The following is a 12,777-nucleotide window of genomic DNA, read 5'->3' as shown; positions in this document are numbered from 1 at the left end:
GTCAGGCGTTCTCGTCGAAGCGCCGCACGATCTGGGCGTAGGCCGCCGGTGCGCTCGCCCGCATGATCGCCGCCTGCACCAGCCCGATCACCGGGGCGATGATCACGACGGCGACGAGGGTGATGCTGATGACGCCCCACGCCGGGTTGCCGTCGGCGTCGACGTCGCTGACGAGCAGCGGGAAGTTCGCGGCGATGAGCACGGCGGACACCGCCAGCCCGAGCAGGCCGAGGCCCGGGGCGATCACGGTGTGCCAGGGGCTGCGCAGGGCGCGGGTGCGGGCGAAGTACACGATCACGGCGAGGCAGGTCACGGCCATGAGGATCACGATCGCGAGGGTGCCGATGCCGGCGAACCAGGAGAAGATGTTCTCCGGCGCGAAGCCGAGGATGGCGAGCAGGGCGATCGCGACGCCCGAGGTGGCGACCTGCACCAGCGAGGCGACGTGGGGCGATCCGTGTCGGGTGTGCACGCTGCCGACGCGGTCGGGCAGCACGCGGGCGTTGGCCATTGCGTGGTGGTAGCGGGTGAGCACGTTGTGCAGCGAGAGCACCGCCGCGAACATGCTGCCCAGGAACAGCAGGGCCACGGCGACCGAGCCGACCGGGCCGAGGTACTGCTCGGTGACGCGGGTGATGAGGGTCGTGGGGTCGGCGGCGGCTTCGTCGATCACGTCTCCCTCCCCCACGCCGACCACCACGGTCCAGGCGGCGAACGCGTAGAAGACGCCGATCACGATCGCGGAGGCGTAGGTGGCGCGCGGGATGGTGCGCTCCGGCGTGCGCACCTCGTCGCGGTACACCACCGTGGACTCGAACCCGATGAAGCTGGCGATGGCGAACATCAGCCCGAGCGCGGGTGCCCCGGAGAGCACGTTCTGCAGGACGAACGAGCCGAAGGTCACGCCGTCGGCTCCGCCGGTGACGAGGATGACGAGCCCCAGCAGGACGACGATCCCGATCTCGGCGAGCAGCACCACGACGAGCACGCGCGAGCTGAGCTCGATCTGCCGGTACCCGAGCGCACCGACCAGCGCGACCGAGACCAGGGTGAGCAGCCACCAGGGGATCTCGGGTCCGCCGAGCAGCGCGATGCTCGATGAGATGGTGGCGCCGAGGTAGGAGAACACCGCGATCTGCACGGTGGTGTAGCAGACCAGGGCGAGGTAGGCGGCGGCGAGGCCGGGGGTGCGACCGAGTCCGTGCGTGATGAACACGAAGAAGGAGCCGGCGCGGGGCAGGTAGCGGCTCATCGCGGTGAGGCCGACGGAGAAGAGCAGCAGGATCACGGTGGCCACGAGGAACATGACCGGGAAGCCGATCCCGTTGCCGAGCAGGTAGCCGATCGGCACGATGCCGCCGACCACGGTGAGGGGCGCGGCGGCGGCGATCACCATGAAGGTGACGGTCACCGCCCCGAGGTTGCCGCGGAGGTTGCGCTCGCGGGGTTGTTCTGCGGAGGGCGACGTCGTTGTCGAAGCATCCATGTCGAAGCATCCTTTGCCGATTGGATCAATGGTCTAATCTTTAGCCCATTGATCGGCGACAGCGCAAGACTTTTCCACGGACCGGCGATCATCCCCGTCCGCCGAGGCACCACGAACAGCGCGACGCCCCGCTCCCCGGGGCCGTCAGCGCGCGGTCAGCGCAGCAGGCCCAGGCTCGCCAGGGCGTGCCGGATGAGCGTGCCCCGGCCGCCCTCCATCTCGGCGGCGACCGCGTCGGACGCGGCGGCCTCGGGAGAGAACCAGGTGACCTCCAGCGCGTCCTGCCGCGGCTCGCACGTTCCGGTCACCGGCACCACGAACGCCAGCGACACCGCGTGCTGGCGGTCGTCGTGATAGGCACTGACCCCGGGGATCGGGAAGTACTCCGCCACCGTGAACGGCAGCGGCTGCGGGGGAAGGAGCGGGAAGGCCATGGGCCCCAGGTCGTTCTCGACGTGACGGAACAGGGCGTCGCGGATCGTCTCCCCGAAGCGCACGCGACCCGACACGATGGTCCTGGTCATCTCCCCCATCGGCGTGGAGCGCAGGAGGATGCCGATCTCCGTGACCTGACCGGAGCCGTCGGTGCGGACCGGGATCGCCTCGACGTACAGCATGGGAAGGCGCCGACGCGCCTCCTCGAGTTCCACGTCGCTGAGCCAGCCGGGGTTCGCGTCCGGCGCCGGCGGAGTGGCGTCGCGGAACGCGCCGAGGCCCTCGTCGTCGGGCTCCGGATCGGGATCGGGTGTGCGCACCGCCATGCGTCCTTTCTATCAGCACCCTCCGACGAGGGACACCGGCGGCGCGTCGGTGCCGCCTGGCAGGATGACGGGGTGAGTGAGATTCTGACGATCGACGACACCGCCACCCGCTGGTCGACGGCGGAGCGCGCCGGGCTCCCCCTCGTGGTCCTGCTGCACGGGTACGGCGCCGACGAGCACGACCTGTTCGGGCTCGTCCCCTACCTGCCCGGCGAACTCGCCGTCGCCTCTGTCGCCGCACCGCTCGCGCCGCCGTGGCCCCAGCCCGGACGCTCCTGGTACCCGATCGAGGGCCTGGACGGGCGCAGCTCGACCGCCGTGACGCTCGCAGCGGAGGCGTTCCTCCGCTGGCTCGACGCCGCGGCGGGCGACGCCCCGTCGGTCGCGCTGCTCGGGTTCTCGCAGGGCGCGGCCGTGTCATTGCAGGCACTGCGGCTCGCGCCGGAGCGCTTCGACGCCGTGGTCGCACTGAGCGGCTATGTCGCACCGGAGCCGCTGCCGGGCGACGACGCCCTGACGGAGCTCCGGCCCCGCGTGTTCTGGGGTCGCGGCACGCACGACGACGTGATCCCTCCGGCGCTCATCGACCACACGGCCCAGTGGCTGCCGTCGCACGCCGCGCTGTCCGGCCGCGTCTACAGCGGCCTCACGCACAGCATCTCCGAGGACGAGCTCGGCGACGTGCACCGCTTCCTCACGACCTGGGTCGACGGGATCGACGCGGATCAGGCGGAGGGGTCCCGCCCGTCCTGACCGCGCTCCCCCGGGACTCCCGGGTCGACCGGAGTTCCCGGGTCCGCCGCAGCTTCCGGGCGCTCCCGCTCACCCCCGTCCACCCCGTCCTCCGGATGCCCCGGGTCTTGCTCGCCGTCCGGCCCGCTCGGGTCCGCCCGCCCGGAGCCGCGGAAAGCGACCGAGAGAGCCACGCCGATCGCCAGACCGATGCCGATGCCGAGGGCCCAGTTCTTCATCGCCATGCCGAGTGACACGCCGATCGCCACGCCGAGCGCGAGGCCGACGCCGAGGCCGGTGCGTGCCCGAAGCTCCTCCGGGCTGGGGTTCCGATCCGCCATGCCTCCCACGCTACGCATCCGTCGCGGTGCCGGCATCCCCCGTGCGACGGAGGCGCGACACACCCGGGAGTTGCGAACGCCGACACGCCCGGGTATCGTCGTGGCGTCCTGTCCGCCGTGTCTGGAAGTCCTTTGATCTGAATCGTCGCCTCCGCGCTCCTCTTTCCGCGCGCTGACCCGACGATCGCCGACTCCCCGGCAGACCCCGCCCTCCGGGTGCGACCCGTTCGCGCCACCCCGGGCCCCGGTGTCAGTGCACCCCCGCACTCGACAGGAGACACCCCGTGTCATACCCCACCACCGTTCATCCCTCGGTCGTGCTCGACCGCCTCACCTACACCTGGCCCGACGGCTCGGTCGCACTCGACGGCGTGTCCGGAGCCTTCGGGTCCGGGCGCACCGGCCTGGTCGGACGCAACGGCGCCGGCAAGTCCACCCTGCTGCGCCTGATCGCCGGCGAGCTCACCCCCACGTCCGGATCCGTCTCCACCTCCGGCGAGGTGGCGTACCTGCCGCAGCAGTTGACGCTCGACGTCGACCGCCGCGTGGCGGAGCTGCTCGGCGTCTCCACCGCGCTCGACGCGGTGCGCGCCATCACCGCGGGCGACGTCGATCCCGCGCACTTCGACGCGGTCGGCGACGACTGGGACATCGAGGCGCGCGCGGAGGCCTCCCTTGCGGAGGCCGGACTCGCCCCCGCGTTCCTCGACCGCACCGTGGGCGAGCTGTCGGGCGGCGAAGCCGTCCTCGTCGCGATCGCCGGGATCCGCCTGCGGCGCGCGCCGATCACGCTCCTGGACGAGCCGACCAACAACCTCGACCGCGACGCCAGGGCGACGCTCGGCGCGATGGTGCAGGCGTGGAAGGGCACGCTCATCGTGGTCAGCCACGACCTGTCGTTGCTCGAGCTGATGGACGACACCGCGGAGCTCTACGGGCAGACGTTGAGCGTGTTCGGCGGGCCGTACTCCGAGTGGCGCGCGTGGCTGGACGCCGAGCAGGACGCGGCGCGGCAGGCCGAGGTCGCCGCGGCGCAGGCGCTGCGCAAGGAGAAGCGGCAGCGCATCGAGGCGGAGGTCAAGCTCGCCCACCGCGCCCGCACCGCCAAGAAGGCCGAGGTCGAGAAGCGCGTGCCGAAGATCATCGCGCACGGCAGGAAGATGGCCGCTGAGGTCTCGGCGGGCAAGCTGCGCACCGAGGTCGGGGCGAAGGAGGAGGCGGCCCGCGCCGCGCACGACGAGGCCGGGCGCCGGATCCGCTCGGACGACACCATGAAGATCGAGCTCCCCGACCCGCAGGTCTCCCGCGCGCGCCGCATCGCCGAGCTCGGTGACGGCGAGCGCTCCTGGATCGTGCAGGGCCCCGAGCGCGTGGCACTGATCGGTCGCAACGGCGCCGGCAAGACCACCCTGCTCGAACGGCTCGTCGCCAGCGGTGTTCGCGACACAGGAGATCGCGACCCTATCGCGGCGGCTCCACCCGGTGCGGCCGATTCCGGGCCGGACCTCCCGAGGGACGACCGGCCGGAGTTGCGGGCGGAGGCGTTCACCGACCGGATCGGCTACCTTCCGCAGCGCGTGGACGGTCTCGACGAGGGCGCGTCGGTGTTCGACAACATCGCCCGCCGGGCCCCGCACGTGCCGGAGAAGGAGCTGCGCAACCGCCTGGCCCGGTTCCTCCTCCGTGGAGCGACCGTCGAGCGCCCGGTCGCGGCGCTGTCCGGGGGCGAGCGGTTCCGCGTGGCCCTGGCGGGACTCCTCCTGGCGGACCCGGCGCCCCACCTGGTGGTGCTGGACGAGCCGACCAACAACCTCGACCTGGACACGGTCGATCAGCTGGTCGAGGCGCTGCGCACCTATCGCGGCGCCGTGCTCATCGTCAGCCACGATGATGCGTTCCTGCGGCGACTCGACCTCGACCTCACCCTCGAGATCGACGCGGAGGGTGCGCTGCAGGAGACGGCGCTCCCGCCGTCGTGAACGCCCGGGTCCCGCGGCGTCGTCCGGCGGCGCGGGACCCGCACGCGACTCAGACCGACACCGCCAGAGGCAGGGCGACGACGGCGTAGAGGATGCCGAGCAGAAGGGTGTGCACGACGCAGAAGCCCACGGCCTCGGTCACTCGTCCCGGCGCCGCGAAGTGCGCGACGAGCAGCCGCGCGAACCTCATCGGGCGCGCGAGGTCCCACGAGTTGAAGCGGATGTGACGGCCGAGATAGATGCCGAACGACACGAGCACGAGAACGGCGGCGACCACCAGCCAAGAGTCCGCACGGGTGAAGGGGGCGGCGTCGTCCTCGTACCAGATCGCCACCACGAGCATCTGGACCACGAAAACGTTGACGAGCGCGTTCAACACCCCGGACATCGCCAGTGCCAGGGTCGCGACGATATCGAACCACAGCGGCAGCACCTCGCCCTCGCGGCGGTGCGTGAAGTTGAGCTCCGTGATCAGGTAGGCCGAGTTCGGCAGGAGCAGTAGCCACACCACGGCCCCGATCACCAGGATGATCCAGGGGACGGGCGACGAGGCGCGGGCATCGACGGCGACCTCGATGGCGAGGGTGGCCGCCAGAACCAGGGCCGGCGCGGCAGACAGCGCCAGGTTCAGCACCATAGGCCGATACAGCGGAACGCGATACACCGGCGCGCGCAGCAGGACCAGGGCGAGTGCGTACAGGTTCAGGGCGACCACCCCCGCCCCCATCAGCAGGACCGCCGTCACGGCGTCGGCGTGGGGGTCGGGACGGCGTGCGAATCGTCGTGCTGCGTGTCATCGGGACGAGCGGTCGCCGCCGCGGGCTTCTTCGCCGCCTTCGCCGCCTCCCGGGCGGCATCGGCCGCGGCCTTCGCGGCTGCGTCGGCGGCCTGTGCCTCGTCGAGGTGCGCCTGGGCGATCGCCCCCGTGACGACCGCCGCATAGATGTCGCCGCCCGCGGGTTGCGGATGGATGCCGTCGCCGGCGAGGTCGTCAGGGTAGGGCGTGATGGCACCGTCCCAGTCGGCGACCGTGACGTTCGGATACGCGGCCGCGAAGTCGGCGAGCGTCGCGTTGCCGCCCGGGATCCAGCTGCGCTGCGCGTGCGCGTTCACGAACACCAGGGTGCGGTCCGGGCCGACGATCCCGAGGATGTCGGCGAGCAGGTCGGGATCGACGCCGCCGTTGGTCGCCAGCCCCACGACGACCGTCGGACGCAGGGCACCGTCGTTCGCGAGCGACGACAGGATGCCCGTGGCCGGCCACATGCTGCGCGAGACCTGGGCGTCGATGGCGATGCCGGGCAGCGCGTTCTGCAATTCGGGCGCGGCGGCGAGCATGACCGAGTCGCCGACCGCCGTGATGTCGGTGCCGAGGATGGGCGGCGGCGTCGCCGCGGTGCTGGTCGGCGAGGGCGAGGGCGAGGGCGTCGGACCGGAGTCGGCGCCGGAACCCGTCTGCGGCGACGCGGCCGGGGCGGGGGCGGCGTGGGCGATCGCCTCGCGGCCGCGCTCGACGAGGGCCTCGGCCGCCGAGGCGTCGTCATGGCCGATCGCGATGCCCGCGCTCGCGACCGCCAGCACCCCGACCACGAGCGCCGGCAGCACGACGTGTCGACGGGGAAGCGGCGGATGCACGCGCAGGCCGCGCCGGAAGGGTGTCTCGACGAAGGCGTAGGAGAGCGCTGCGACGAGGATGGACAGCGCCGCCGTCACGACCGCGACGAGAAGTGGCTGCGCCGCGAGCGGAGTGGCCCCCAGGATCAGCAGCAGCGGCCAGTGCCACAGGTAGACCGCGTACGAGCGCTCGCCCAGCCAGGACAGCGGGGCCGCATCCAGCACACGGCCGAGCGGCGGCACCGTCGCCGCCGACCAGATCAGGCCGAGAGCGGCGAGGCTGGCCAGCGCGAGGCCGCCGTGCGCGGCAGCGGGAGATGCGTCCGACAGCACCACGGCGAGCGCGACCAGCACGCCGAGCGAGGCGACGCCGAGAGCCGTCCGCGCCACGGCCTGCCGACCGGTGGCCATGCGCACCTCTCCCGCTCCCATCCCGACGGCGAGAGCGACGCCCAGCAGCAGTCCGAACGCGTGGGTGTCGGTGCCGAAGTAGGCGCGGGTCGGCGATCCCAGCGGCGGCGCCGACAGCAGCACCATCGCCCCCGCTGACAGCACGGCCAGCACGAGGGCCAGGACGACGACGGTGCGGCGACGCCAGCGCACGACCACCAGCAGCAGGACCAGCAGCAACGGCCAGATCAGGTAGAACTGCTCCTCGACCGCCAGCGACCACAGGTTGGTGAACAGGTCGGGCTGGTCGGCTTGGAAGTAGTCGCCGTCCGCGGCGATCGCCAGCCAGTTCGAGCTGAACGTGAGAGCGCCGATCAACTGACGCCGGATGCCCGACAGCAGGTGCGGAGCGACCAGGAAGGCGAGCGGGATGCAGACGGCCAGCACGAGCGCGAGTGCCGGCAGGATGCGTCGGGCGCGCCGCGCCCAGAACGCGCCGAGCGACACCCGGCCGGTGCGCGCGCGTTCGCGCAGCAGGAGTCGGGTGACGATGAAGCCGCTCACGACGAAGAAGACGTCGACGCCGATCAATCCGCCGGGCACCGCGGCGGGGAGGAGGTGGTAGCCGAGGACGGCGACGACGGCCAGGGCGCGCAGTCCGGTCAGCCCGGAGACGCGAGAGGAGGGGGACGCCGAGGCGGCGGAGGAGGAGGCGAGGAAAGGCATGAGGATGTCACTTCGATTCGGACGGTAACACGCTAGACGTTACCGGTTATTCCTGAGTGCGCTCCTGTCGCGCCGGGGCGAGCGCCCGTCGGCCCCAATGTCGGCGGCGTCCACGAAGATGGGGGGATGAGCGATGTGCTCGAACGCTTCACGCCCGCCACCCAGGACTGGTTCCGCGGCGCCTTCACCGCGCCCACTCCCGCCCAGGCGGGGGCGTGGGAGGCGATCTCGGCGGGCAAGCACGCGCTCGTGGTCGCGCCGACGGGCTCAGGCAAGACGCTGTCGGCGTTCCTCTGGGCGATCGACAGCGTGTTCCGCGAGCGCGCCGAGGCGCCCGTGGACGCAGACTCCGGGCGCACGCGCATCCTCTACATCTCCCCGCTGAAGGCACTGGGTGTCGACGTCGAGCGCAACCTGCGGTCCCCGCTGATCGGGATCGGGCAGTCCGCGCGGCGGCTGGGGCTCGCCGCCCCCGCGGTCACGGTCGGGGTGCGCTCGGGCGACACCACCTCCAGCGACCGGCGCAAGCTCGTGTCCGACCCGCCCGACATCCTCATCACCACACCCGAGTCGCTGTACCTGATGCTCACCAGCCGCGCCGGGGAGACCCTGCGCGACGTGCACACCGTGATCATCGACGAGGTGCACGCCGTGGCAGCCACCAAGCGTGGCGCGCATCTGGCGGTCAGCCTGGAACGCCTCGACGCGCTGCGGGCCGCGCACGGCAACGAGAAGCCGGCGCAGCGGATCGGGCTGTCCGCCACCGTGCGACCCATCGACGAGGTCGCGCGGTTCCTCGGCGGAGCCGACCCGGTCGAGATCGTGGCCCCGCCGGCGTCCAAGACGTTCGAGCTGGGCGTGGTCGTGCCGATGGACGACATGACCAACCCGCCGCCGCCCCCCGGTGCGCCGCCCGAGGCACCGGGGATCGACGCGGAGTACACCGAGGTGACGGGTTCGGTGTGGCCGCACGTGGAGGAGGCGATCGTCGACCGCATCCTCCAGAACAACTCGACGATCGTGTTCGCGAACTCCCGCCGCCTCGCGGAGCGGCTGACGGGACGCCTCAACGAGATCTACTCCGAGCGGATCGGGGTCGCGCTTCCCGAGGCGTCCGTGCCCGCGGCGATGATGGCGCAGGCGGGGGCGACCGCGGGAGCGGATCCGGTGCTCGCGAAAGCCCATCACGGTTCGGTGTCGAAGGAGCAGCGGGCGCAGGTCGAGGAGGAGCTGAAGTCGGGCGTGCTGCGCTGCGTCGTCGCGACCAGCAGCCTGGAGCTGGGCATCGACATGGGCGCGGTCGACCTGGTGATCCAGGTCGAGGCTCCGCCGTCCGCCGCCTCCGGGCTCCAGCGCGTCGGGCGCGCCGGGCACCAGGTGGGCGAGATCAGTCGCGCCGCCCTGTTCCCCAAGCACCGCGGCGACGTGCTGCACACGGCGATCGTCACGGAGCGCATGCTCGCCGGCAAGATCGAGGCCATCCAGGTGCCGCGCAACCCGCTCGACATCCTCGCGCAGCAGACCGTGGCGGCGAGCGCCCTCGGTGCCATCAGCGTCGAGGAGTGGTTCGAGACCGTGCGGCGGTCCGCGCCGTTCCAGTCCCTTCCGCGCTCGGCGTACGAGGCCACGCTCGACCTGCTCGCCGGCCGCTTCCCCTCGGACGAGTTCGCCGAGCTGCGGCCGCGTCTGGTGTGGGATCGCGACGCGGGCACGCTGACCGGTCGCCCCGGGGCGCAGCGCATCGCGGTGACCAGCGGCGGCACGATCCCCGACCGCGGGCTGTTCGGGGTGTTCGTCGCGGGCGAGTCGACCGGGGCGCGGGTCGGCGAGCTCGACGAGGAGATGGTGTACGAGTCGCGCGTGGGCGACGTGTTCACGCTCGGCACCACGAGCTGGCGCATCGCCGAGATCACGCACGACCGCGTGAACGTGATCCCCGCATACGGCCAGCCGGGCAAGGTGCCGTTCTGGCACGGTGACGGGATCGGCCGGCCGTTCGAGCTCGGTGAGGCCCTGGGCGCGTTCTCCCGCGAGGTCTCCTCCGCCTCGCCGGAGAAGGCGCAGCAGCGGCTGATCGAGGCCGGGCTCGACGAGCAGGCGCGCGCCAATCTGATGGCGCACCTGACCGAGCAGCGCGAGGCGACGGGCACCCTCCCGACCGACCGCACCCTCACGGTCGAACGCGGTCACGACGAGGTCGGCGACTGGCGCGTGATCCTCCATTCCCCGTACGGCATGAAGGTGCACGCGCCCTGGGCCCTCGCGATCAACGCGCGGGTGCGCGAGCGGCTGGGCGTCGAGGGCTCCGCCGTGGCGAGCGACGACGGCATCATCGTGCGCATCCCCGACGCCGAGGCCGAGCCGCCCGGCGCCGAGCTGTTCGTGTTCGACCCCGACGAGCTGGAGCAGCTGGTCACGCAGGAGGTGGGGGGTTCGGCGCTGTTCGCCTCCCGGTTCCGCGAGTGCGCGGCGCGGGCGCTGCTCATGCCCCGCACGAACCCCAACCGGCGCACGCCCCTGTGGCAGCAGCGGCAGCGGTCGGCGCAGCTGCTCGAGGTCGCCCGCCGGCACCCCACGTTCCCGGTGATCCTGGAGACGCTGCGCGAGGTGCTGCAGGACGTGTACGACCTGCCGTCCCTGCGCAAGCTCGCGACGGCGATCGGCGACCGCCGCGTCCGGCTCGTGGAGACCCAGCCCGGCCAGCCCTCCCCCTACGCCCGCGACCTGCTGTTCGGGTATGTCGGCGCGTTCATGTACGAGGGCGACTCGCCGCTGGCCGAACGCCGGGCGGCCGCCCTCTCCGTCGACCCCGCACTGCTGGGCGAGCTGCTGGGCACGGTGGAGCTGCGCGAGCTGCTCGACCCCGACGTGATCGCGCAGTTCGAGCGCGAGGCACAGCGCCTCGACCCCGAGCGGCGGGTGCGCGGTCTGGAGGGCGTGGCCGACCTGCTGCGCATGCTGGGCCCGCTCGACGCCGACGAGGTGTCGGCGCGACTCGACCCCGACTCGACCGCCGGTGCCAGCGCCGCGACGCTGCTGGACGAGCTGATCGGCGCCCGCCGTGCCATCCCGGTCACCGTGGCCGGTGTCGCCAGGGTGGCCGCGATCGAAGACGCCGGTCGGCTGCGCGACGCCCTCGGCGCGGCCCTGCCCACGGGGATCCCGGTCGCGTTCCTCGAGCCGGTCGCCGATCCCCTGGGCGACCTGGTGGCGCGGTACGCCCGGACGCACGGGCCCTTCACGACCACGGCGGTCGCGACCCGGTTCGGTCTCGGCGCCGCGGTCGCCCGGCACACGCTGCAGCGCCTGGAGACGAACGGTCGTCTGACCAGCGGCTACTTCCTGCCGACCGCGGCAGGCAGCGGCGACGACCTCGAGTGGTGCGACACCGAGGTCCTGCGACGGCTGCGCATGCGCTCGCTCGCAGCAATCCGCGGCTCCGTCGAGCCGGTGTCGCCGGAGGCCTACGCGCGATTCCTGCCCGACTGGCAGCACCTCGGTCGGCCGCTGGAGGGCATCGACGGCGTGCTCACCGTGATCGAGCAGTTCGCGGGTGTGCCGATCCCCGCGAGCGCGTGGGAGTCGCTCGTGCTGCCGTCGCGGGTGCGCGACTACTCCCCCGCGATGCTCGACGAGCTCACGGCCGCGGGCGAGGTGATCTGGTCGGGCCACGGCACGCTTCCGGGCCGCGACGGCTGGGTGTCGCTGCACCCCGTCGACCTCGCCCCGTTCACGCTTCCCGAGCCCGACGCCGAGATCGCCGCAGACTCCCTGGAGGCCCGGCTGCTCGACGCCCTCGCCGCGGGCGGCGCCTACTTCGCGGCGCAGCTGAAGGACATGTCCGGAGCCGAGAACGAGCAGTCGGTGCTCGAGGCGCTGTGGGCCCTGACCTGGTCGGGGCACGTGACGAACGACACCTTCGCGCCCATCCGCTCGCTGCTCGCGGGCGGGTCGCAGGCGCACAAGGTGAAGCGGCGTGCCCCCCGCGCGCGCACCTACCGCGGGATGTCGCTCACGCGCACGGCACCGCGGCCGACCTCGATCGGCGGACGCTGGTCTCTGCTGCCGGCGATCGAGACGGATGCCGCGCGACGCGCCACCGTGACCGCCGGGCTCCTGCTCGACCGCTACGGCGTGGTGACCCGCGGCGCGGTGCAGGCGGAGGGCGTGCCCGGCGGTTTCGCCCAGGCGTACCGCGTGCTGGCGGGCTTCGAGGAGGCGGGACACTGCCGCCGCGGTTATGTGATCGAGAAGCTCGGCGCCGCGCAGTTCGCGGCCTCGGCGACGGTCGACCGGCTGCGCACCTACGCGGGGCTCGCGGATCCGCCGCCCCGCACGGCTGTGACCCTCGCGGCCACCGACCCCGCGAACCCCTATGGCGCCGCGCTCGGCTGGCCGAAGCTCGACGGCGTGTCGCACCGGCCCGGGCGCAAGGCGGGCGGTCTCGTGGTGCTGGTCGACGGCGCGCTGGTGCTGTCGCTAGAGCGCGGCGGGCGCACGGTGCTGTGCTTCACCGACGACCCCGAGGTGCTGCGCGCCGCGACCGCCGACCTCGCGGCGACCGCCCGCGACCGCCGCCTCGACACCCTCACGGTGGAGAAGGTCAACGGCGAGGGCGTCTACGGCACCGAGCTCGCGGCCGCCCTGCAGGAGGCCGGGTTCGTGCAGACGCCGCGGGGGTTCACGCTCCGCAAGGCCGTCTGAGCACTCCCGCGCGCTCGTCGCCGCCACCCCGCCCGCCCGACACC

Annotated in this window: 8 protein-coding genes; 3 read left to right on the top strand and 5 right to left on the bottom strand. The window is 72.7% G+C overall.

The genetic code is table 11. The features are described from left to right. Position 1: 1 nt before the first annotated feature. Positions 2-1,486: an APC family permease gene (locus ACFV3I_RS15795; protein ID WP_378823573.1), complete on the bottom strand. Its 1,485-nt coding sequence runs from the start codon at positions 1,484-1,486 to the stop codon at positions 2-4. Positions 1,487-1,641: 155 nt separating this feature from the next. Then, positions 1,642-2,247 (bottom strand): DUF4916 domain-containing protein, encoded by a 606-nt coding sequence (locus ACFV3I_RS15790; protein ID WP_136044474.1) that lies wholly within the window; start codon positions 2,245-2,247, stop codon positions 1,642-1,644. A gap of 72 nt (positions 2,248-2,319) precedes the next feature. Between ACFV3I_RS15790 and ACFV3I_RS15785 the strand changes: the two genes are divergently transcribed. Further along, complete coding sequence (locus ACFV3I_RS15785; RefSeq protein ID WP_378823571.1) at positions 2,320-3,000, top strand: alpha/beta hydrolase; 681 nt, start codon at positions 2,320-2,322, stop codon at positions 2,998-3,000. On the opposite strand, the gene ACFV3I_RS15780 is transcribed toward ACFV3I_RS15785, so the two are convergent. Beyond that, on the bottom strand, positions 2,973-3,320 hold the full coding sequence (locus tag ACFV3I_RS15780; RefSeq protein ID WP_378823570.1) for a hypothetical protein: 348 nt from the start codon (positions 3,318-3,320) through the stop codon (positions 2,973-2,975). The two genes, ACFV3I_RS15785 and ACFV3I_RS15780, sit on opposite strands and share 28 nt — an antisense overlap. A gap of 284 nt (positions 3,321-3,604) precedes the next feature. On the opposite strand from ACFV3I_RS15780, the gene ACFV3I_RS15775 reads away from it, so the two are divergent. Continuing rightward, on the top strand, positions 3,605-5,299 hold the full coding sequence (locus ACFV3I_RS15775) for an ABC-F family ATP-binding cassette domain-containing protein (protein WP_247637690.1): 1,695 nt from the start codon (positions 3,605-3,607) through the stop codon (positions 5,297-5,299). Positions 5,300-5,348: 49 nt separating this feature from the next. Here the strand turns inward: ACFV3I_RS15775 and ACFV3I_RS15770 are convergent, their stop codons facing one another. Further along, on the bottom strand, positions 5,349-6,044 hold the full coding sequence (locus ACFV3I_RS15770; protein ID WP_378823567.1) for a DUF1361 domain-containing protein: 696 nt from the start codon (positions 6,042-6,044) through the stop codon (positions 5,349-5,351). Continuing rightward, on the bottom strand, positions 6,041-8,029 hold the full coding sequence (locus tag ACFV3I_RS15765) for an acyltransferase family protein (RefSeq protein ID WP_378823565.1): 1,989 nt from the start codon (positions 8,027-8,029) through the stop codon (positions 6,041-6,043). Before ACFV3I_RS15765 ends, ACFV3I_RS15770 begins: the two co-directional genes overlap by 4 nt. A gap of 126 nt (positions 8,030-8,155) precedes the next feature. Between ACFV3I_RS15765 and ACFV3I_RS15760 the strand changes: the two genes are divergently transcribed. Next, positions 8,156-12,733: an ATP-dependent helicase gene (locus tag ACFV3I_RS15760; RefSeq protein ID WP_378823563.1), complete on the top strand. Its 4,578-nt coding sequence runs from the start codon at positions 8,156-8,158 to the stop codon at positions 12,731-12,733. Positions 12,734-12,777 lie beyond the last annotated feature (44 nt).

This window comes from Microbacterium sp. NPDC059771, from assembly GCF_042732495.1.
Lineage (GTDB): Bacteria > Actinomycetota > Actinomycetes > Actinomycetales > Microbacteriaceae > Microbacterium > Microbacterium sufflavum.
The sequence above is the reverse complement of the archived record's forward strand: the minus strand, read 5'-3'. Positions and strand labels throughout refer to the sequence as shown.

Coding starts and splice junctions, on each gene's coding strand:
- ACFV3I_RS15795 (WP_378823573.1), bottom strand. CDS start 1,486: ATGGATGCTTCGACAACGACGTCGCCCTCCGCAGAACAACCCCGCGAG.
- ACFV3I_RS15790 (WP_136044474.1), bottom strand. CDS start 2,247: ATGGCGGTGCGCACACCCGATCCCGATCCGGAGCCCGACGACGAGGGC.
- ACFV3I_RS15780 (WP_378823570.1), bottom strand. CDS start 3,320: ATGGCGGATCGGAACCCCAGCCCGGAGGAGCTTCGGGCACGCACCGGC.
- ACFV3I_RS15765 (WP_378823565.1), bottom strand. CDS start 8,029: ATGCCTTTCCTCGCCTCCTCCTCCGCCGCCTCGGCGTCCCCCTCCTCT.
- ACFV3I_RS15760 (WP_378823563.1), top strand. CDS start 8,156: ATGAGCGATGTGCTCGAACGCTTCACGCCCGCCACCCAGGACTGGTTC.